17 protein-coding genes are annotated in these 20,685 nt (G+C 52.3%); all 17 read right to left on the bottom strand.

The genetic code is table 11. The features are described 5' to 3' along the window. Positions 1-461: 461 nt before the first annotated feature. Entirely contained in the window at positions 462-1,508 is a 1,047-nt protein-coding gene (locus tag B9Z51_RS06690) for a DUF1972 domain-containing protein (RefSeq protein ID WP_108373059.1), read from the bottom strand. Continuing rightward, positions 1,505-2,755 carry a glycosyltransferase gene (locus B9Z51_RS06685; RefSeq protein ID WP_108373057.1) on the bottom strand — a complete coding sequence of 417 codons (1,251 nt, stop codon included), beginning with the start codon at positions 2,753-2,755 and terminating at the stop codon, positions 1,505-1,507. Before B9Z51_RS06685 ends, B9Z51_RS06690 begins: the two co-directional genes overlap by 4 nt. Next, entirely contained in the window at positions 2,752-4,128 is a 1,377-nt protein-coding gene (locus B9Z51_RS06680; protein WP_233254863.1) for a glycosyltransferase family 4 protein, read from the bottom strand. The genes B9Z51_RS06685 and B9Z51_RS06680 overlap by 4 nt, the downstream gene beginning before the upstream one ends. Continuing rightward, positions 4,106-5,371, bottom strand: a complete 1,266-nt coding sequence (locus B9Z51_RS06675) for an O-antigen ligase (RefSeq protein WP_108373054.1) — start codon at positions 5,369-5,371, stop codon at positions 4,106-4,108. The genes B9Z51_RS06680 and B9Z51_RS06675 overlap by 23 nt, the downstream gene beginning before the upstream one ends. Positions 5,372-5,524: 153 nt before the next feature. Beyond that, entirely contained in the window at positions 5,525-6,535 is a 1,011-nt protein-coding gene (locus tag B9Z51_RS06670) for an acyltransferase (protein WP_108373052.1), read from the bottom strand. An 83-nt stretch (positions 6,536-6,618) separates the two neighbouring features. Next, positions 6,619-7,665, bottom strand: coding sequence for a hypothetical protein (locus tag B9Z51_RS06665; protein ID WP_108373051.1), 1,047 nt, complete (start codon positions 7,663-7,665; stop codon positions 6,619-6,621). Then, positions 7,655-8,935, bottom strand: a complete 1,281-nt coding sequence (locus B9Z51_RS06660; protein ID WP_255419296.1) for a lipopolysaccharide biosynthesis protein — start codon at positions 8,933-8,935, stop codon at positions 7,655-7,657. The genes B9Z51_RS06665 and B9Z51_RS06660 overlap by 11 nt, the downstream gene beginning before the upstream one ends. Then, positions 8,925-9,167 carry a hypothetical protein gene (locus tag B9Z51_RS18525; RefSeq protein ID WP_233254862.1) on the bottom strand — a complete coding sequence of 81 codons (243 nt, stop codon included), beginning with the start codon at positions 9,165-9,167 and terminating at the stop codon, positions 8,925-8,927. The genes B9Z51_RS06660 and B9Z51_RS18525 overlap by 11 nt, the downstream gene beginning before the upstream one ends. Before the next feature lie 120 nt (positions 9,168-9,287). Next, positions 9,288-10,448 (bottom strand): glycosyltransferase, encoded by a 1,161-nt coding sequence (locus tag B9Z51_RS06650; protein WP_158272841.1) that lies wholly within the window; start codon positions 10,446-10,448, stop codon positions 9,288-9,290. A 433-nt stretch (positions 10,449-10,881) separates the two neighbouring features. Beyond that, entirely contained in the window at positions 10,882-12,063 is a 1,182-nt protein-coding gene (locus tag B9Z51_RS06645) for a Wzz/FepE/Etk N-terminal domain-containing protein (RefSeq protein ID WP_108373045.1), read from the bottom strand. Positions 12,064-12,380: 317 nt separating this feature from the next. After that, positions 12,381-14,786 carry an SLBB domain-containing protein gene (locus B9Z51_RS06640; protein ID WP_108373043.1) on the bottom strand — a complete coding sequence of 802 codons (2,406 nt, stop codon included), beginning with the start codon at positions 14,784-14,786 and terminating at the stop codon, positions 12,381-12,383. 950 nt (positions 14,787-15,736) lie between these two features. After that, entirely contained in the window at positions 15,737-17,683 is a 1,947-nt protein-coding gene (locus B9Z51_RS06635) for a nucleoside-diphosphate sugar epimerase/dehydratase (protein ID WP_108373041.1), read from the bottom strand. A gap of 414 nt (positions 17,684-18,097) precedes the next feature. Beyond that, positions 18,098-18,400, bottom strand: a complete 303-nt coding sequence (locus tag B9Z51_RS06630; protein ID WP_199227478.1) for a hypothetical protein — start codon at positions 18,398-18,400, stop codon at positions 18,098-18,100. A 7-nt stretch (positions 18,401-18,407) separates the two neighbouring features. Then, the gene (locus B9Z51_RS06625) at positions 18,408-18,776 is read right to left on the bottom strand and encodes a DNA-binding protein (RefSeq protein ID WP_108373039.1); all 369 of its coding nucleotides are present in this window, start codon (positions 18,774-18,776) and stop codon (positions 18,408-18,410) included. Positions 18,777-18,857: 81 nt separating this feature from the next. After that, positions 18,858-19,352 (bottom strand): DUF2442 domain-containing protein, encoded by a 495-nt coding sequence (locus B9Z51_RS06620; protein ID WP_108373037.1) that lies wholly within the window; start codon positions 19,350-19,352, stop codon positions 18,858-18,860. Continuing rightward, entirely contained in the window at positions 19,349-19,576 is a 228-nt protein-coding gene (locus tag B9Z51_RS06615; protein WP_233254861.1) for a DUF4160 domain-containing protein, read from the bottom strand. Before B9Z51_RS06615 ends, B9Z51_RS06620 begins: the two co-directional genes overlap by 4 nt. A 570-nt stretch (positions 19,577-20,146) precedes the next feature. Further along, positions 20,147-20,635 carry a hypothetical protein gene (locus tag B9Z51_RS06605; protein ID WP_108373033.1) on the bottom strand — a complete coding sequence of 163 codons (489 nt, stop codon included), beginning with the start codon at positions 20,633-20,635 and terminating at the stop codon, positions 20,147-20,149. Positions 20,636-20,685: the final 50 nt, after the last annotated feature.

Below are 20,685 nucleotides of genomic sequence, written 5' to 3'. Positions count from 1 at the left end.
GCATTGCAAGCTCCTCGCTATGACGGCATCAGATCCAATCAATGAAAGTCATAAAATCAGGCAAATTTCATGAAATTCAGAAAAACAATTCGCAAATTGACAGCAAAATATGTATGCTTTAATTCAAAACACTCACTCATCCAATTTCACTCAAACCATCTGAAATAAAACTTTTCCCATCAGTGAAGTCAAGAGTCATGATGCAAATATTTCGTCTTTTTGAGAACCTGAAAAAGGCCCTCACAACGCCAAGCAGCTGCTGTGACATGACCAAGCATGATTGCAATCAAGGGCGCAATTGCCCTTTTCGGCAAAAACAATCGGTGCCCAAGGCAAGCGATAAGCCAGATCAAAAGCCCGCTCAAGCCCTCTACTGATCATTGCCAACAACCTGAACACCACGTTCAAGCGTCTCGCCAGCACCGATTTCAAGGCCAACCCTTGGCGTGCAAGATGCCACATCAAGGCCGAATGACTTGAATGTAAGCGTCTGCGATTGCTTCTGCTGTGTATCGCAAACGGAGTTCATGACGATCCATGACACTTGATCTCTGACGATCAAGGAGACGTTGGAGCTCATCTGCCGTTTTGAAATAATTGGCACCCTGTCCTGCAGAATGCCTGTTGAACTCAACATCAAAGCAAAAAACTTCGCAATCGTAAAAAAGCATCTCTACGAGTGAAGGATTAGTTCCACCAACACTATGACCATGCAAATAGTAAGCACAACTTTCTCGCAGCTCGGCCAACTCTACAGGGTCGTAGATTGGGTCTAAAAGCCTGAGGCGTGGCTCAGCCGCGTAACCCATTCGCAGCGCGCGTGCGTAGTTGCTGTTATTCCAGTTACCGACGATCGTGTACACCATGATCGTCGAACGCAGAGCCCCTTGGATCAAGAGCTCGAGATTGTTTTCAGGCTCGATGCGACAAACGGTCAATGCCGTAAGTGGTTTGCGGACAGCGTTCTCCAGACGCAGGACGTGGTCACCCGGATAGGGGATGCAGGTCGACTTCCTCTTTGCCGATGCTGTGAGGTAGTCATAAAGAGCTTCATTGTCATAGACCACATGGTGAGAAAAGTACTGGGCAAGCACATCGAACAGCTTGAGCAGTCGGCGTTTCTTCGCGGAGAACTTCGTACGTCGCCATTCAACACCGTCGACGTTCACGATCAAGCGCTTGCCTGTAATACTGCAAAGAAGTCTAAACAGCGGGAACCACGGCCCGCCTGATACGCCGAGCACAACGATCTGAGCGCTTCGAGAAAACACACGGAGAAATGCAAGGGCGTCGTGAACAACAGATGCCGCTCCATTCGCGGGTACGTTGAGAAACTCACGATACACGCCATGAAAATCAGTCTCTTGTTCGGTGTAAAGCCGTGCATCGCATGTCACTAGGACCGGGATGCCACGTAAAGCGATCGCGGGAGCACAATGTTCAAGAAAGGACTCGAATCCACCGTAGCGATTAGGGATACCGGCAGAGCCGATGAAGGAAACAGTCATAGCGCAGTATGTTTTTTGTACTGTCGAATCACATCTGTGTAACCCGCTGTCAAACGGTCACAATAAACAGATTCGCTGTGTCGGCTGCGAATCATTGCCAACGCTTGACGCCCCATCGCGTCACGTGATTGCGTCGGCATAGCATGCGCCGAATCCAAGGCCTGCAGCAGCGAGGATTTGTCAGACGGACCAAAGATCAGGCCAGTCGATCCTGGCAACACCAGCTCGGGAATACCTCCGATGTCGGCACCAATCACCGGCGTCCCAGAACCAAAGCTTTCCAACACGGACATGGGGTTATTCTCGTACCACTCAGACGGCACGACGCTGAACTTCGCTTGACGCATCTCTTGTTTGAGCGCCACTGAGGTCAGCTTGCCAAGGAACTCAATATTGGGGCAATCGGCAAATTCGTACTTCAGAGAAACCGCCAACGGACCATCGCCAGCGATCCTAAGTCGCAGAAGGGGTCTGTCCCGAAACGCAGCGCAAAGTAATGCTACGCCCTTTTCATGTGACAACCGCCCCGCAAAAAGAAAAGGGGCATCAGCTGCCAAGCGCTCTGGTTCATCTGCAACATCGCCGTCACCGATGAAGTTATAAAGCACTGACGACTGCTGCAAAATTTGCGGTAAATACTCCGCATGTTTGTCACGGCAAAACTCCGAGACCATGAAGAAGTGGGCAATGTGATCGAGATAGTTGAAGTAGCGGTCGCGCACCCAGCTTTCGCCAGCTGACAGCGTGCTGGCAAAGAGGCCGTCACGATTACAGCGCAGGGCGATGGCGTGGCGCTTTTCCCCCGACGCGCACTTTTCACAAATACCTTGACGTTGTGTGTAGAGCGTACTTATCGGGCAAAGCAGACGGTACTCATGAACCGTCATGACACAGGGCACCTTCAGACGGCGCAATGCAGCGATCACCGAAGAACTGAGTTGCCCATAGAAGATGTGCAGATGAGCGATCTCCGGTTTAAATGAATTCACAAGATCTTCGATGGCAACGGCGGCTTCAGGCCGATAAACAAAGTCCCGAACATTGATTAAGGTCCGAAATGGATTCGCGCTGAAATACCCATTTCTCGGCAACAGGACCGTCGTTTTTCTCGAATCGAAGGACTGCTCTCCACAGCTCAAGGTCGCGACGTCGTGTCCCCGATCCAGCAACATGCGTGTTGTCAATTGATAGACGCGATCGGATCCACCGCCGACAGCTTCAAAATTGTTGAGTTGTAGAACTTTCATGACGCAATCTTTTCGGTCCTATTTTTGATGTCGGCGTAGATCTGTCCGATTGCCGAAGCATTCCTGTCCCAAGAGAACGAAGCGGCCCTACGAAGTGCACCGATGCGCAGCGGGTCGAGAAGCGATGGATTGTCGAGAAATCGGATCAACTCATGTGCCAAGCGCTGACGAAGCAAGTCAGGCGCAAGCAAGGGAATCTTGCGACCGCATGACTCGTCTACGATCGACGCGTAGCCGTGGTGATCGAGACATACGATGGGAACGCCCGCCCCAAGCGATTCAAAAACGACGTTAGTGGTCAGATCCTTGATACTCAGGAGGACAAATAGGTCAGCGTCGTTGAATTGACGCTTGGCTTCCTCGTGATCAATCCAGCCAACAAAGGTGGCATTGGCGCCGAGCGACTTTGCATGTTGTTCGTATCTTGACCGTGCATCTCCATCGCCGACCACGGAAAGATGAATGCGTCGCTGATGATCGGGGACGCAAGCGATGGCGTCTAGCAAGATGCCCAGAGGTTTGATGTCAAGAAGGCCGCCAAGCCACAACAGCTCAAGTGGTCGACCAACTATCGGATGAGACAAGTGAGCAGACGTACTCTGATCGATGGTGCTCCCCGTCTCGGGGATCCATACGAACCCGCCACCGAATCGGCGCTGGAAACGTTCGCCGATGTCCGGCGTGGCCGCAATAAAACGACCAGTCCTCGAAGCGGCTCGATAGGCCGCTCGCACTCGAGGGCTGGCCGAGAACTGAATCCATGTCAATAGATTTCTGATGCTTTGGAAGATCCGCATCTTTCGTGAAAGTTCAGAGAACAGGATGCGTGGTGCATAGACGAGTCCCCCCACGGGGCCCCAGATGAATGGCACATCCAGCTTCCACAAGAACCCCGGCTCGCGAAAGCCGACGATCGTCAGGTGATGGATCGCAACAATCCTGTGCGTCTTCATCAAAGCTTTGGCCAATGCCAAGACGCGCCGCTGGTAAGTGACGTAGGTGAGGTAGTAAAAAACGCGCAGGTTGTTCTTGCGGCCGTCGGTCGTAGCGCCGTGTCGGACGAAGAAGGCCTCGATGTGGTGGCCCTCTTGTCGCAACACCGCCACGCCGGCCTCTACCACCGCCCTGTACTCATTGTTCTGCGTGATGAGCAATATGGGATGGTGGCGGGCAAGGCGGGACACCAAGTTCCAACCGACCGCATGTTCACTCCCCATATTGGGTGCACAGTGGTGTGCTGAAACAAGAATCCAATCTTTGATACTTGCTGGATTCAAAATTTCGATTGTGCTTTCGCTTGTCGTTTTTGGATGATATGAATCATCGCGCCCAGAAGAATTATTAACTTGATTATGTTTTATTGTTAAATTCATCATGTATTATTTTGACTGTTGCCATTTTTGTAAGGCGAAAACAGTACCCGGATAGCCCACCAAGAAATATGATGAATGAAGGTGCTTCAGTCGTGTATAAAGCAAATCCCTCAAGGGACAGGGATAATGGGATGCAAAGTGCCACAAATGCACAGAACTTGATCTCTGCCGGTAGATCAAATTTTTTGAAAGCTGCTATTGATTTTCTTATTGGAATGAGAAATAGATATACCAATAATCCAGCGCCAATGAAACCTGACTCTGCCAAAATATGTGGCCAATAGGTGTCAAGAATTGTGTGGGTGCCATTGTCTACTGCCTCTCTTGAATTTGTTGGAACAATTGATGCACCGTAAAGATCATATAACGGACTAAAATAATTACTGATGCTCGCCAGGCTTCCGAATGACCCTGCGCCAGAACCAAATGGGAAGTGATCTAGCGCAATCTGAACGCTGGCAAAGTACATGATAAATCGTACATGCTCCTCAACCCCAACATCGTTAAGATAACTCATGTTTTCTTCAAGATTTGCAAGTAATGCACCAAGTGCCAGCGACCCAACCAATCCGAAGGCGATAAATATTAATAAAATTCTTTTAAAAGAAATTTTATTCCTTGCCAAGGATGCCCACAACACCCAAATTATCATATTTATGATCAAGGCCTTCTTGATTACAGTCAAAAAAATCACTAAAGATAATAGTGCAGCGAGATATACGTATGCTTGCTTTTTCCGCCATAAATTCATTCCAAGGAGGAGGATGATGCCAATGTTGAGCGCTGACGCAAAAAAACCGGCATCTCCCTGCACGCCGACATCTTGTCGCATAGGCGCTGGAAATTTTTCAATATAGCCAATAAAAGCACTCAAAGTATTCAACAAGATGAAGGCTAGAAAAACCCACGAATATCTGAAAATTTGCTGAGCTGAGATTCTTGTTGAAGATGCAAGATAAAAAATCAAGCCAAATTCAATCGTCATGAATGTGCCGATGATCAAGTTTGTCAGCGGTATGCCGCTGATCAATGCCCCAGCCACAAGCAATGCCGAGAGAGCCATGATGCTGAATGAGTAGCTATGCGGTACTGTTCTACCCCCCCTCCGACAAAACCAAATAATAAAAAAAACCATCAAAATAGAAATTTGACGAAAACCAGAAAATAGATTCAGGTGAAACGCCGCCTCGAATGCGACAAGGCTGAATATCAATATTGTGAAAATACCCAAAAAAATTGGCATTTAATGCTGGTCTAATTTTAAAACCACTGTCTTATCGAGTTGAATATAAATTTTCATATAAAATATTTTCCTTGGAATAATTTTCCAAAATCTCCATGACGTCATCAAACTTTATTGACTATGCATGCATAATTCAAACCTATGCACTTACAATTAATAACCAGACCTTTTTAATCTTTTGGAAATTACCAGGCCGATTGGTTTTTCAATATAAACAAAGCAAGCTGCAGCAACCAACAGCATGATGACAAGCATAAATATGAGGGATGCAGTTATTGAATGAATGCCCATTTTGCTTATCAATAGAGCAGCGATCGGTCCCACCATGGCGTGCGTCAAGTACAGAGAATACGAGAATTCGCCACCAAATAAGAGAAATTTCGGTATATTATCTTTTGATTTGAATTCAAGCATAAGCAACCCAAAAACCAGGGCCGCATACTGAATCCCAAGCAAGTTCATGGTTGGATGTATTGGGTTAATGAATATCCAATAACCTGATATCGCAATCAATAAGGAGCCCAAAAATGGTCTATTCATTTCAATCTTTGATGCCACTTTTGCAATAAGCAAACCCCAGATAAAATTTGCCAGATAAGGATGAAATAAATATGTGACAGCTGGCCACTCTTCTTGCCTAAAAGCACCTAATGACAGGAAAAATCCGAGCGCAAGGGCTGAATAGACAATGACTGGCTTCTTGAAATACAGAAAAATTGTGACCAGTAAATAAAAAAACATTTCAAAATTAAGAGTCCAGCCTACACCATAGAATGTTTCTACAATACCGTTTTCATTCCTGCTTGGTATAAATAACAAAGACAATATTATATTTTGAAAATCTGGTTTTGCCAATAAAAAACCAGGGAGCATTGCCAACGTCGCCAACTTGACTAGATTCATTAGCCAATATAAAGGAGCGATGCGTGCAAGTCGTCTAACAATAAATTGGCTCCATTTTACAGGCTGATTAATTATCGCACCCGAACTAAGCGCCATGACAAAACCACTGATTACAAAAAATATTTGAACGCCTTGTGAACCAACCTCCCAAATTGTCATGCCGGGATCAATTCTTGTTTTAATATAGAATGTCGCATGTGTTAATGCGACACTGACTGCTGCAATAAATCGCAAAGCCTGAATTGTTTGGTAATTTTGCATATTAGCGCTCACACAAAAATCCTACTGAATAATTTAAATATCTTCCGCTTGCCATATTATTCAAATACAATTTCAAAATCACATTACTTTGTGTGATTAATAAAATTAATATTCGATATGATTTTCGATATTTTTTTTCGATTCAATGAGTCATCAAAGTATGTTTGAAAGATTTTTTGATAACTATTGGCAATCATTTCAGGCACAGGCGAACTGTCGCTAATTTTCAAGACATCCTGTGCAATCAGGTTGGCCTCTGCGGGGGTTTGAACTGTGATCTGGAATGGCGTCATCGAGGCCATTGAAGCAAGTGCAGGGGTAGCCTTAGTCATTATGGGGATCACGCCTGCGCCAATATAGCTACTGAATTTGGTCGGCGTACTCACTTCGTTAATCACCATCACATCACGAAGAATGAATCCAAAACTGAATTCTTTAAGTCTTTCTAGTAATTGTGCAGGTGAGACTGTTTCGACTCGAACACTTTCCAAGCCCATGTCTTGGCACATTTGTCGCGCGTAATCAACTTCTCGCGTGAAGATCGTCATCGACGCGTCCGGTCGACGTTGACGAACCACCTTATAGGCTTGCAGGCTCTCACGAACGCATTGCCACGGATACATCGAACCGGCATAAACCATATGGATGCGACGGTATCTATTGGGGTCAGATGCTGCGATGTCACCCAAGTCCACGTTGTAGCAGGGGATGATTAGAGAAAATTGGCCTGACCGTTCTATGTCACCGAAAAAATTCCGCATTTGCTGGGACACAAACAGTTTAAGCCGGGCACGACGCAAAAGAACGCGTTCCATCAAGGTCCACAAAACCCAGCGCCACCAGCCCCGAAAGCCCTTGTGAAGGAAACGACGTTCGACCGCCTCGAGCCCTTGGAACCAATGCACGATGATCGCTCGGGGGTGCAGGGCGAGCGCACGCATGGCGGGAAGGCAGCTGATGGTCACCACAAGGTCGGCCTGTCGCAAGATACGCTTGTCCTGCGTAAGACCCAGGTCACGCAGGCCAGCGTCTTGGAGTCCGCCCCTGATGACTTCGAGGTATCTGAACGTGGCGTCGTTGACCTCCACAGCCTTGCAGTAAACACAAAAGCTTCGACGCTTATTGGGCATGGTGACTCGCTTTGACCAGGAAAAGCGCAATTATCAAATTCAGGAAGTAAGCGCAAAAGAGGCTGATGGCCGTACTGATAGCTCCTCCAGGAATCGCCCAGGCCAAACCGAGGTAGATAGCGGCCCACAACAAATTACCAACCAAGCCAAGTTTCATCTTGGAATGACTGACAAAGTAGTTCGACAGCGGAATGGCAGCGCAGGCAAGTACGCTCCCACCCACGAAGCACAAAATAACGGTGATGCCATCGGGGGTACGAAAACGGTAGATAGACGTGATCAGATCCGACAGGGCCCAAACCGCAAGCAACATAGGGGCGGTGAGAAGAATCATCCTCCACGTCTGACGCTGAGCCTCGCTGCGGCTGTCATCGATGTCGCGATTGAAGTCAGCCTTGATCGTCTTCGGGAGAACGATCTTGTTGAGGATGGTCGGCACGAAAATAACCATGTTGAAAAACTGCATGGCAATGGTCAGCATCGCCACCTCGCCGTAGCTGTTCATTTTGTGGGCCGCCATCAGCGAGTTGAGCCAATGGGCCAACGGAACCACGCAAGCAGCCAGCGTGCCGAGCGTGATGAACCCCAGAAGCTCGCGTTCGCGCATCCGTCTAAAAATTCCAATTGGCCAAGACCCCATCTTTGGCAGTGATGCCTGGCATGCCAGCCAGGACGACAAAGCGTTCAGACCCGTTCCCATAGCAAACCCGATCATGTAGCCCCGTGGCCCAGCGACATATGCGCCCAGCAATTGCAAACCCACGGTGCTGATCGAGCCGAAGATCGTGGCACCAGCGAGGGGCATCAGGCGCTGCCCCCCCACCAGGCGGTTCTTCGATAGCGCGTCCGATGTCGTGAAATGCAGTGACAAGGCTGTCAGGAAGTACTCAAACAAGGATCGTTCGTCTTGCAGCAGGCCCATGGTCAGAAGACCGACCGAGATCAACGCAGCGATACATTGACCCATGATTGTGCCGATCCAGATTTGGACACGCACCTCTTCACCAGAGACGACGCGAGCCGTGACTCTCAGGATGTGCAGGCAGATCCCCGACGAAGTGACGGTCCCCAGCGTCATCGCGGCGCTGGTAAAAAGAGCTGCCTTACCGAACGCCTCGCCACCCAGCATGCGGACAAGCAACGCCGTACTCACAACGGCCAGAACGTTGGCAAGCATCGAGCTCAGCAAGGTGGCAGATATGGGTACCCAACGCGGGTAATCGGTCTCTACACCCTCGCCCGCAAATGGACGAAATCTGTCAGGCGCCATGGAACTCAGCGATGAGGTCAAAAATGCGCCCACTGGCTTGGCATTGGACAGTTGCGCCCTGCGCCGTTGCTTCCGATCTATCAGCCAAAGGTTGCTCTTCAACATAACGCGAGGGGGGGTAGGCACCCTGGATGTAGCCGTAGCCGGTTTCGGGTTTGTCGGGGATGACGCCAAGGATGATGCCGAGGATGACAATGCTCCCCTGCTCTGCCTGAGCAATGGTTTGCTGCACGGCGGCTGTGAATTTGGCGGTGTCAGTCACGAGCTGGTCTGCCGTGTGACGACCAAGACGGGAGCTTGTCCATTTCTACAGCGGCCAGGGCGGCCAATCGGATGACGAGGGTTCAACACTTCAGAGGGCCGGATCAATGGTTGGTCTGCGTTTGACCAGCAAAAAAGTAAGGGGTGAACACCAGCTGTGCCGCACCATGCGTGCGTAGATGGCCACATATCCCAGCCCGAGCCCCACAAACACCACCGCTGACAGTGCGGTTGATGCATAGATGAGGTTGGCAAGGACAATGGCAGTCAGCGTCATGAACCCGATCAGCACACCGGTGATGGAATTTTGGGTGCATGCGCGATATTGCCCAAACCAGCGGGCCACATAGCGCCGCTTGACCAGGCTGTGAAAATGCAATCGGTCGGGCTGGCCGGGGTTGGCTTTTTTGACCTTGCGCCGATAGATGCTGAACAGCACCTCGGTGACCGGGTGAACGCAAATGATCAAGGCCGCAAAGGCAGACACAGACGGATTGCGCTCCAGCAACAAGACCGCCACCCAAGCCAAGCCAAAGCCAATGAAGTAAGACCCTCCGTCACCCAAAAAGAGTTTGCCAAAGGGCCAGTTGACCCAGAAAAAGCCCCACACACAAGCGGCCAGCAGCAGTGACACGCTGGCCATCGTGGCGTCCCCCACTTGCCAGGCAATCATGGCGTATCCCACAAAAGCCAGGCTGGACATGGTGCTGGCCAGGCCGTTAAAGCCATCGATGATGTTGATGGCATTGGTCACGCCGCTCACGGCAAAGGCTGTGAAGAGGACCGACACCAAGGTGAATTGCATGAACCAATCGACACCCCAAATGTCGACTCGGTGCAGCGAATAGTCGGTAAGCCACCAAGCCAGCAGACCCGATGCCATGGTGGCCAGCAGGCGCAGCATGACGCCCACGCGATTGCTGATGTCTTCGGCCACACCAAAGACAAAGGCCGGCATGCCTGCAATCAGAAAAGGGGTGAGCATGGCTTGCACATTGGCGGGCGCTTGGGTCCACGCGACGACAAGGCCCAGCACAATGGGGATACCCCCCACACGGGGTGTGGGTGCGGTGTGAAACTTTTGAATGCCATCGGTAAAGTCCATCGTCAACGCCCCATGCCAACGTTTGGTCAGCACCAACAACACACACAAGGCAAAGCTCGATGCAAAGCCCCATGCAGCTGAAGTGATGGCGGGTGTTTGAAATACGCCTGCGATGGCGTGGAAGATGTCCATGAAACGTAGGGGCATGCCCCCAGAATGCGTCGGGAGTGATGGGGGAGCTTTGTAGGTCGGCGGTCGAAGACCCCGACATGGGGCCTGCGCCAGAGCTTGCAAGCATCGGACTCTGCCAAAGCCTGTAAACGTCGGACTCTTCGAGTACCGACCTACGGGGAAATGGTTTTGTAGGTCGGTGGTCGAAGACCCCGACATGGAGCCTTTGTCAGAGCCTGCAAACGTCGGACTCTTCGAGTACCGACCTACGGGGAAATGGTTTTGTAGGTCGGTGGTCGAAGACCCCGACATGGAGCCTTTGTCAGAGCCCGCAAACGTCGGACTCTTCGAGTACCGACCTACGGGGGCGTTGGTTTTTGTACGTTTGTCGGGGCTGAAGCCGCCGACCTACGGGGTGTTGTTTTTTGTCCGTTTGTCGGGGCTGAAGCCACCGAACTACGGGGCAGTGTCAGCGGGTTTTGCCGATGGCTTTGTGCCAAGAAGCTTTGAGGGCGCTGAGTTTTTGGGCCGATTCGTTGTCTTTGCTGGCGTTGCGCAGGGCTTGGCGAATGAACACAAACAGCAACAGGACAAATCCGGTGGCCAGGCTGGCGTAAATCGCGATCTGGACTTTTTTGGGTTTGGATTTGCGTTCAGGGGGCTGGGCAGCGTCAAGCACCTGGATCACGGCCCCCTCGCGGGCTTCGTCAAGTTTGGCAATTTCGAATTGTTTAGCAAAGAGTTCAAAAAGCGTTTCCTGGTATTTGAATTCGCGGTATTTGGTGACGTAGTCGCCTTGTGCAATGCCCTGCCCTTTGCCTGTGCTGCTTGTTGTGTCTTTCGATTGTTTAGCCAGTTGCGCCCGAAGGTTGGCCAGCTCGTTCAGGGCTTGCTTGAAATCAGGGGCGGTGTCGGCCAAATAGCCGCGCATGGCGCCGATTTTGACTTCTTGCACCGTCACTTGTGCTTGCAATGCGGCCACAGCGGTCAAAGCGCTGGCGGGATTGGATTTGAGCACGTCACCGGAGATGCCGGTTTCTTTGAGCTGGATTTCTGCCTGGGTGAGTTTGTCTTTGGTTTGTTGCAGTTGCTTTTCAAAGAAGTGGCGGCGCTGCTGGGCTTCGGTCACAGCCAGGCGACCCATGAGTTGGGTCAGCTCTTGTACATGGGCGTTGGCCATGTCGGCAGCAATTTGGGGGTCGATGTCGTCCACGTTGACGGTGATCAAGCCGTCTTTGCCGTTGGCGATTTTGACGTTGGCGTCGAGTGCTTTGCGGGCAGTGGTACGCAACTTGACGTCGTAGCGTTCAAGAAGCTTGAAGCGGTCGATCAGGGCGTCTTTGATGCTGTTACTTTTGAGGAAAGCGACATATTGGTCTGCGGGGTTTTTCAGACCCGACACACTACCGGCCAAGCCGCCCAAGCCTGCCAGCATGCTGGCGGCCATGCCTTGTTGTTGCTGAGGAGGCAAAAAGCTGGTTTCGGCCGTGAAGGTAGGCTTGACCACAAAGGTGATGCCCAAGGCCAGCACGCCCGCCACCAAGGGGCCGAGCACCAGCAGTCGCAGGTTGTCGACGACGGTTTGCAGCAAGTCAAGCAGGTTGATTTCGTCGTCATCTGTGTCTGCGGGGTTGTATGCGGTGTCTGTCATGTGCGGTCAGATGTCGGGGCCAAAGCCACCGACCTACGAGGCGATGGTGGTGTTTTGTGTCGGACTCTTCGAGTGCCGACCTACGAGGTACTGGTGTTTTGTAGGTCGGCGGTCGAAGACCCCGACGTTGTTCATTTCGCGAAGCGACCCCAGTGTTTTGTAGGTCGGCGGTCGAAGACCCTGACGTTGTTCATTTCGCGAAGCGACACATGTATTTTGTAGGTCGGTGGTCGAAGACCCCGACATGGTTCAACAAGGGCGCTGGGTGTGCTGGCGATGCATGTCGGACTCTTCGAGTACCAACCTACAAGATTGCGTCAATTGCGCAATATCTTCAAGCCTGCAGCCCCCAAACCGAATTGGTAAAACATTTGCGTCCAATCTTTGGCGCCCTGAATGAACTGGGTGTAGGCCGTGCGGCGGTCCACCAGTTCGGGCACAAAGAGCGAGTCGCCGGGGTACATGGGGGTGCGCAAAAACGTGCTGTGGCCAAAACCCAACCAGCTGCGCTGGGCTTTGTTGGCCAGCACGCTGCCATCGGCGCGGATGAGCAAGACCCCTTCAAGGTCAGCCTCGCGTGTGGGGCCTGCTTTTTCGAGGTAATCGCCCACGGTGTAGCTGACTTTGTGGATGAAGCTGGTCTCTGACAACACCGCACCAAACACGCCCACAAAGCTGGGTTTGTGCGGAATGACGATGCTGTCGCCGTCTTCCAATGCAAGCGCGGGCATGACCGGGTCTGTGGGCTCCATCTCCAGGCTGATGCGACCGCTGGCTTTGAGGTTGCGCACGCGCTCCAGCAGGGATCTTTGGGCAAGAACTTGGGCTTGCATGCTGTTTTTTTCTGCGTCGCTGGCGTTTTGGGCCAAGCTGGCCGATTGGCTGCTGATGTCGCCTTCGAGCTTGCGGGTGGCTTTGTCGAGGTTGGCTTGTTGTTGCAAGCGGGTGCTCTCGCGGGTGAGCACCGTGGCGTAAAGGAATGAATTGCGGCTAAGCCCCCCTGCCCGCGTGACCACATCTGGCAAGGTTTCACCGGGGGTAATTTGGTAAACACCGGGCACCATGACTTCACCGGCCAGGCGCACAAACTGGTTGCGCTTTTCAATGGGCACGGGCAAGTCGTTCACGCCAAATATGGTGACCACGTCGCCAGGCTGAAGCAGCAGGTTGTTGGCGGTGTCTTTGTCTTTGATGGCTTTGCCCAGGTTAAAGGGAATGAGCACGGTTTTGACTTCTTTGGCGTCCAGCCGCTCGATGGCGGCGTAGTCCCAATTGATTTCGGTCAGCAGATTTTTGACATCGCCCGCCATGCGGTCCACGCTGATGGCTTTGCCAGACTCAAACTGCACCATGCTGTTTTTGCGACTGTAGTAATCGCCTTGAATCAGGGCGGCAGGTTCTGGAATCAAATCGGCCACGCGCATGCCGGGCTTGAAGCTGTAGCGCAAGGGTGCGGCCACATTGCCGCGCAAGGTGACGGCGTTGGAGAACTGTGAGGCGATGGGCAGCAGGGTCACCATGTCGCCGTCGCGCACCGTGGTTTGCAGGCCAGTGGCGTCCAGGCTGCGTTCTTGCACGCTGCGGGGGGCCTCACTGTTGGCGGTGTCGATGCGCTCGACCAGGGCTTTGTGCGGAGTGGTCAACACATTGAGCCCGCCGCTGTAGCCCAGCACGGACTGCAAAGGCTCTTGAGGCGCTTTGAGTTCATAAACAGCCGGGGTGTCCAAGGCGCCCAACATGGCGACGCGCGGGCCTGCGGGGGGGATGACGATCACGTCACCGGGCAAAAGCTGTGCATCAGCTGCGGTGGTGCCGCTGTGGATGAAGGCGTACAGGTCAAGTGAGGTGATGGTTTTGCCATCACGCACCAGCTGGATTTGGCGCATGCTGCCCGTGGCGGCGGGGCCACCGCTTTCAAACAAGGTACTGATGAGCGTGGACAAGCCAGAGACGGTGTAGGCACCGGGTTTGCGCGCCTGGCCGACCACATAGACCTGGATGCTGCGCAGGCGCCCCAAGGTGGCGTTGAGTTCAAAGTTATTGAACACGCGGCCCACTTGGGCTCTGAGTTGTTTTTCGAGTTGGTCAGCGCGGATGCCGGCCACGGTGACGGGGCCAACTTTGGGGATGGTGATTTGGCCGTTGCGATCGACCGTCAAGCGCATGGCGGCATCGACCGAGCCCCAGAGTTTGAGGTCGATGTCGTCACCGGGGCCGACCACGTAATTGGCAGGCACGGGCACGTTGGCCAGGGAGTTGAAGCTGTTGCCGCTGAAGAGGTTGTAGCCATACAAGGGCAAGTCGCGCCCTGTGGCACTGGCAATGAAGCGTTGAAATAAGTTGGCCGCCAGGGGGGGCAATTCGGCTTTAGGGGTGGTGGTTGCGGCAGGGCCGGTGCCTTGGCCGATTTCAGTAAAACCGGCACCCGGTGTGCGCGCTAAGTCTGCAGCGTTGGGGTTTTGCAAACCAGGCAAACCGGTGCCTCTGGCCGTTGCACCATCCATGCCCAACATGCCGCCCATGGCAGAGAGTGTGGGGGCCGCAGGTGTGGCAGCAGCAGGTGTGGCAGCAGCAGGTGTGACGGCTGCAAGTGTGACGGATGAAATATTGCTGACATCTGTCGCCATGGGGCGCTGTGCCATCGCCAGTGGCGCTGTGCCTGCAACCCACAACACCCCCAAGCTGAGCTGGATAAGTGTTTGAAAGGGGTATGGAATTTTCATGGGGTCGAGAAACAAGAGATGGAGTTTGCGGGTATCCCGAACGTGGCACAGGCAGGCTACCGCAGTGCCAATACCGTTTTGGGGCGTGCACGTTCAAATGATTGACATTTTGTTTATGCATAAACTGCTATAAACTTTTCAATAGAGTACTCAGTAACCAGTAACCAGTAACCAGTAACCAGTAACCAGTAACCAGTAACCAGTAACCAGTAAGTGCCCTATAAATTTCCAACACAAAAAATCATTGATTTCCAAAATTAATTTGGAAATTTTTTTCAAGAAATACAGTTTCTAATTTAAAAAAATAAGACAGATACCGCATCTACCTTATGGTTAAAAATGACTTCTTGAACACGAAATAAAATATCGATTTGGATAAATTTATTATATTTTTATTTCATAATTGAATATTTAAAAAAATTGAATATTTGATACATGTGTGATCACTGAAACGAATTAATAGCCACTTCAGTCATTTGTCCCAAGTACTGCCCCGTCATTGCGAGCGAAGAGTGGCAATCCAGTGCATATTGATCTGGCCCGGTGAAGTTTGAAGTGAAAGGCTTGTCTTGTGCAGAGCGATCAGCTATGCGATCAGTGTGGGAGCCCCCCCCCCCGGGGCGAAGGGTGTTGGTCTGCGAGGCTCCATCGCGGCGAGGGCGCCGCTCCCACAAAAAAAGCGTTCATGCAACCAACATGGGGCCGGATCAATAGGCAAGCACAGAAACTGGGCTGAAGAGACCCAACAGCGTCAAGCCTGAGCGCTGAAGGTGAGCGGGAAATTGTCGGGGCTGAAGCCGCAGACTTACCGGGCGGAACGTGATGTGGGATTTTGCGGGTCGGGACTCACCGCGTCTGACGATATTCAATAAACCCCCAGTGCATGCGATTACACGCCAGAAACGACAAAGGAGCCGAAGCTCCTTTGTTGTTGTGTGCGCTTGAATTCGTCATGCCACTTTTTCTGACTCCATCCAGACCCAATCGACCCAGCTTCCGTCGGGCTGATAGCCTGGAACCAAATCTTTAAGCAAGCGTCGAATCAAACGCACATCGTTCACATCCAGCGCCGAGTTCAAAGCAGTCAACTTATCCTGCAATACATCCCAAGGTAAAAAGTCTTCATGCGCCTTCATGATTCGACGGTGCACTGTTGGCAAAGGGTTATCGCCAATCAACAACTCTTCATAAAGCTTTTCTCCGGGGCGCAGACCCGTGACCTTGATCTCAATATCACCATTCGGATTGGCCTCATCCTTCACCGCCAAACCTGACAGTTCAACCATTCGCTTGGCCAAATCCAAAACCTTCACGGGCTCGCCCATATCCAACACAAACACATCCCCCCCCGAGGCCATCGCGCCGGCCTGAATCACCAACTGCGCTGCCTCTGGAATCGTCATGAAATAGCGGGTAATGCGTGCATCTGTCAACGTGATCGGACCGCCTCGCTCAATCTGCTTGCGAAACAACGGAACCACAGAACCGGATGACCCCAGCACATTGCCAAACCTGACCATGCTGAACCGCGTCTTGCCATTGCGAGCGGCCATCACCGCCGCATGAGACTGCAACACCATCTCTGCCAAACGTTTGCTCGTGCCCATCACATTGGTCGGGCGCACCGCCTTGTCGGTGCTGATCAAGACAAAATCACTCACCCCATGCAAGGCACATTGCAACGCCGTAATCAGCGTCCCCTGCACATTGTTTTTAACCCCTTCGGCGGGGTTATGTTCAACCAAAGGCACATGTTTGTAAGCCGCTGCGTGATAGACCGTGTCGGGTTTCCAGGTGGCCAAAATTTCACCCATTCGCACCCCATCGCGCACACTTGCCAGCAACGGCACCAAAATCACTTCGGAATCGGCATCTGTATCGGTTTCGCTCGAATGCTCCAGTTCATGAGCGATGGCGTACAGGGCAAATTCAGTCAATTCCACCAACAGTAAAACCGTTGGACGCAACAAAACAATCTGCCGACACAGCTCTGAGCCAATAGAGCCCCCTGCCCCGGTCACCATCACAACCTTGCCTCGAATATTCTTATCCAACAGCTGCGCGTCTGGCTTCACCGGATCGCGTCCCAGCAAATCCTCAATGTCCAACTCACGCAAATCAGACACATTCACACGGCCATGAGCCATATCCATCAAGCCTGGCAGCGTACGCACCTTCAGCTTGTGTTGGCGCAACACATTCAAAATCTCATTGCGCTGTGCGCGACTGGCCGAAGGAATGGCCATCAACACCAACGAGACATGGTGCCTCTCGATCACATCGGGCAAATCATCCACACCATAAACACGAACGCCATTGATCACACGATCATGCAACTCGGCATCATCATCAAGAAACCCTGCCACCCGCATCTCATTGCTGTTGCTCAACGCCGCGACCAGCTGCCGTCCTGCTGATCCAGCCCCATAAATCAAAACAGGTTGCGGCCCCTGCTTGTCCAACATATCGCGGTACAAACCGCCCAGCCAATACCGAACCAAAGCACGACTCAAGCCCACAAAAACCAACAACAACAGCGGCTGAGTGACCCCCACCGAACGCGGAATACCCGGCACACCCACCACAGTCACCACCGTCATGAAGACCAAGCCATAAACACTCATGGCCCGAACAACGGCCATCAAAGCATTCAAGCCTGAATAGCGAAAAATCGCCCTGTAAAAACCCGCTTGAACAAAAAGAGGCAAGGCCAAAGCCACCGCCCCGGCACCCGCCCAAAGCAAAGGCCCAGACAAAGGCACCCACGCTTCAAACCGCACGCTTGCAGCCAAATGCAGCGACAGCAAACACAAAGAAGCATCGACCGCCAAAGCCAAAACTTGTTTGAACACACGAGGCCAAGACAGCAAAAAAGAAGGAAGACGGTTAAGCAACATATGGATTTGGCAGTGAATGCCCCATGAAGACGAACGAGACCCACCCCCTGCATTGCGCAGAGAGAAAAACGAAAACAATTAATGCAGGCGCTGAAATGCCGCGCTGCGCTCGCAATGAAGAAATTCAGACTGGATTGCCGCGCTGTGCTCGCAATGACAAACTCAGGGGCAAAACGAAAAACAAGCTCTCATCGCGAGGAACGAAGTGACGTGGCGATCCAGTTACAGCGCCAGCCCTATTGATCCGGCCCAGTGAAGTTTGAAGTGAAAGGCTTCTCTTGGGCATAGCGATCAGATATGCGATCAGTGTGGGAGCCCCGCCCTCGGGGCGATGGGTGGTGTTCTGCGAAGCTCCATCGCGGCGAGGGCGCCGCTCCTACAAAAAAGCGTTCATGCAAACATCATCGGGCCGGATCAATAGCACTCGATTGCCACGCCACCACAAACGCCACACCGAAACTCCGGCCCCTCAGGACCACGCCAATTACCCGAGTCACTTACAGCCCCCACAGCACGCGGAGCATCTGCAAACAAACGCCCCAGCGGCAAAAACTCGGTATCAATCAGGGGCAAATCCTCGCTGAGCGCAAAACCGCTGGTCAGCCAATCCTTCCCGTAATGCAGCGAAACACCCTTCCCAGCGGCCACCAGCTTCAGCGCCCCCACATAAAGTGGCGCAGCAGGGTTACCCAGAAACCACAAGTGCAAATCATCCAACCGCATATCAGCCCTTGGCGCGACGGGTCAGCGTGCGCGACTGCGCAGAAGCTTTGGCTCGAGCACTGCCCAGCGCCACCGCCTCACGAATATCCATCTCGATCGCACCCAGATCCTGCTCGGGCGCAGCCAACTTGCCCAACTCGCCATCGCGTTGAATCAGCCACAAAGCCGTAGCCACAATACCAATCCCCACCGAAGGGTCACCCGATTCCAGACGCTGTAGCGTGGGCACCGAAACCCCCATGCGCATAGCCCAAGTTTTTAAAGACTCCTTGCGGCGCAGCCTAGCCACAGCCAAGTCTGCGCCCAGCTTTTCGATGGCGGCAGATGTTGCAGGCGGCAACTGCAAAAGTGCTCTAGCGGTTTTTGGCATACAAATAGATAAACATGAAAAATGCAAATTTATATACATCTATATTCATTTGCGATCTTCAAGCCCAAAAACCGATTCATCTCATGCGTGAGCAAGTGCGTATTCCCGCGCCGATGGAAGTCCTCGCGGCAATGTTGTTGGCAACGGACGGGTCGCTTCCCAGCCCAAACAAGCCAACCAAATGGCTCTGGGTATGGGCTTGTGCGCCGTTCGGTAATAACTCACCATCCGCCGACTGATGCCCAAAGCCTCTGCCGCAGTATTCAGTGACAAGCCACTGCGGTACATCCACCCATCGAACATCTCATGACTCACCTGACCGGCCTGCTCCTTCGCCCATGCATAAACATTGTCGGCACCCAGCTCGGCATCAAACCACTCAATGCAATGGCCCCATTCGGCGATATGCACTTTTGCGAAAACCTGCGGGTCTAACAACCCTTCCAAAAAGGGGGCTTTACGCAGCACATGACTCACGTCCACTTCCAGCACTTCGCCCGTACTCCATGAAGTGCGAAGGCGTCCGGGCTCCAAAGCCTCAACGCTTTGCAATTTGGGATGAAAAAAATCGGTCATGGGTTGTACCTACTCCATTGATCGTGCAACCAAGCACGATGAGCTTCGATCCACTGCAACTCATCCCTGATCTCCCGGGCAGTGATACGCCCTACGAGTTTCAAACTGTCAAGTTCAACAGTGCACTCCCGACCATCACTCAAGAAAACGTGGACATGCGGCAACAAATGATCGCCAGCGTAAATAACGGCGCGTGAAGCCTTAAATTTGTGCAACACCGGCATAGCAAATGATAGTGCAACTATTGCACCAGATCAACAACTGATCCAAATCATGAAATCGTCACCGCAAGGCACGAAGCGATCCATCGATTGCCGCGCTTCGCACGCAATGACAGGAAACAATCGGGATCTGACCCCAATTAATGGATTGCCACGCTCCGCTCGCAATGACAAGCGTGGGCCGGGATTGCCCCCTCCGCTCGCAATGACGAGACTGGGGCTGAATACATTGGGATATGACCTTGTTTTTCCCAACGACTCTCAATTGATTTTGAGTGAACTATCTCGGGTCGCGGTCAATCGACTTGTGTGTGCCGATGCGCTTGAGTTCTGCCGTGGTTCCGTTCAACTCGAAAGTCACCTGCCAAGCATGGTTGGCAAAAACATCTATCTTCCAGACGGTTGGCTTGGCCAAACCTGACATTGGATGCAAGCGCAAAGACTTTGCTCGGGGGTTGCGCTGCAGCAAGGCCAGAGCCTCTTTGGTTGCCCGCACAAGGTCGGGCGGCAAGCTTCTCATCTCAGACCGGAACCGATCAGAGTACGCGAAGCGCTCAATTCGGATTTCTTTTGTCAAGACCCAGCCAACATGGCGTCAAACAAATCATCCACAGAATCAAAAGTCTGTCCGGTAGTCGGCTGCAGCACCGCATCGTGCGTGGCAATCCACTCGCGCAGCGTCTCCACCGTATCGTGCAGCGCATTCATGGCCGCGATGAAAGCGTCATAAGCTTCTGCGACACCATCATCAGGCTGCAAAAGCGGATCTTGACGGGCTGATTCGTGACGGCGCTGTGCGTCGCGGTAAATGCGCACACAAGCCTCGGACGCCTTCTCCAACAACCCTGTGATTCGACCGTCGGCGTCAATCTCGGTGCCAAGCCCGGTTAACTTCTCCTGGATCTCTTGATAAGCACGGCCGATGTTGTGGATGAGATCGGTATCAGACACCAAGGCATCAATGGTGCGCTCAATCGCCGACAAAAACTCGAGATTGCGCGCCGCAAGCGCCTGTGCGCCTGAAGGCGACATGCGCAAGCTTGAACTTTTGTTTGCGTGCATGAGTAACTCAGCGTTAAAAGGAATTTTCATTTTAGACAAAACCCTATCAG

The sequence above is a fragment of the Limnohabitans sp. T6-5 genome, assembly GCF_003063315.1.
Lineage (GTDB): Bacteria > Pseudomonadota > Gammaproteobacteria > Burkholderiales > Burkholderiaceae_C > Limnohabitans_A.
Note: the sequence above shows the minus strand (reverse complement) of the source record. Positions and strands in the feature narration are given on the sequence as shown.

Coding starts and splice junctions, on each gene's coding strand:
- B9Z51_RS06690 (WP_108373059.1), bottom strand. CDS start 1,508: ATGACTGTTTCCTTCATCGGCTCTGCCGGTATCCCTAATCGCTACGGT.
- B9Z51_RS06685 (WP_108373057.1), bottom strand. CDS start 2,755: ATGAAAGTTCTACAACTCAACAATTTTGAAGCTGTCGGCGGTGGATCC.
- B9Z51_RS06680 (WP_233254863.1), bottom strand. CDS start 4,128: ATGAATTTAACAATAAAACATAATCAAGTTAATAATTCTTCTGGGCGC.
- B9Z51_RS06675 (WP_108373054.1), bottom strand. CDS start 5,371: ATGCCAATTTTTTTGGGTATTTTCACAATATTGATATTCAGCCTTGTC.
- B9Z51_RS06670 (WP_108373052.1), bottom strand. CDS start 6,535: ATGCAAAATTACCAAACAATTCAGGCTTTGCGATTTATTGCAGCAGTC.
- B9Z51_RS06665 (WP_108373051.1), bottom strand. CDS start 7,665: ATGCCCAATAAGCGTCGAAGCTTTTGTGTTTACTGCAAGGCTGTGGAG.
- B9Z51_RS06660 (WP_255419296.1), bottom strand. CDS start 8,935: ATGGCGCCTGACAGATTTCGTCCATTTGCGGGCGAGGGTGTAGAGACC.
- B9Z51_RS06650 (WP_158272841.1), bottom strand. CDS start 10,448: ATGCCCCTACGTTTCATGGACATCTTCCACGCCATCGCAGGCGTATTT.
- B9Z51_RS06645 (WP_108373045.1), bottom strand. CDS start 12,063: ATGACAGACACCGCATACAACCCCGCAGACACAGATGACGACGAAATC.
- B9Z51_RS06640 (WP_108373043.1), bottom strand. CDS start 14,786: ATGAAAATTCCATACCCCTTTCAAACACTTATCCAGCTCAGCTTGGGG.
- B9Z51_RS06635 (WP_108373041.1), bottom strand. CDS start 17,683: ATGTTGCTTAACCGTCTTCCTTCTTTTTTGCTGTCTTGGCCTCGTGTG.
- B9Z51_RS06625 (WP_108373039.1), bottom strand. CDS start 18,776: ATGCCAAAAACCGCTAGAGCACTTTTGCAGTTGCCGCCTGCAACATCT.
- B9Z51_RS06620 (WP_108373037.1), bottom strand. CDS start 19,352: ATGACCGATTTTTTTCATCCCAAATTGCAAAGCGTTGAGGCTTTGGAG.
- B9Z51_RS06615 (WP_233254861.1), bottom strand. CDS start 19,576: ATGCCGGTGTTGCACAAATTTAAGGCTTCACGCGCCGTTATTTACGCT.
- B9Z51_RS06605 (WP_108373033.1), bottom strand. CDS start 20,635: ATGCACGCAAACAAAAGTTCAAGCTTGCGCATGTCGCCTTCAGGCGCA.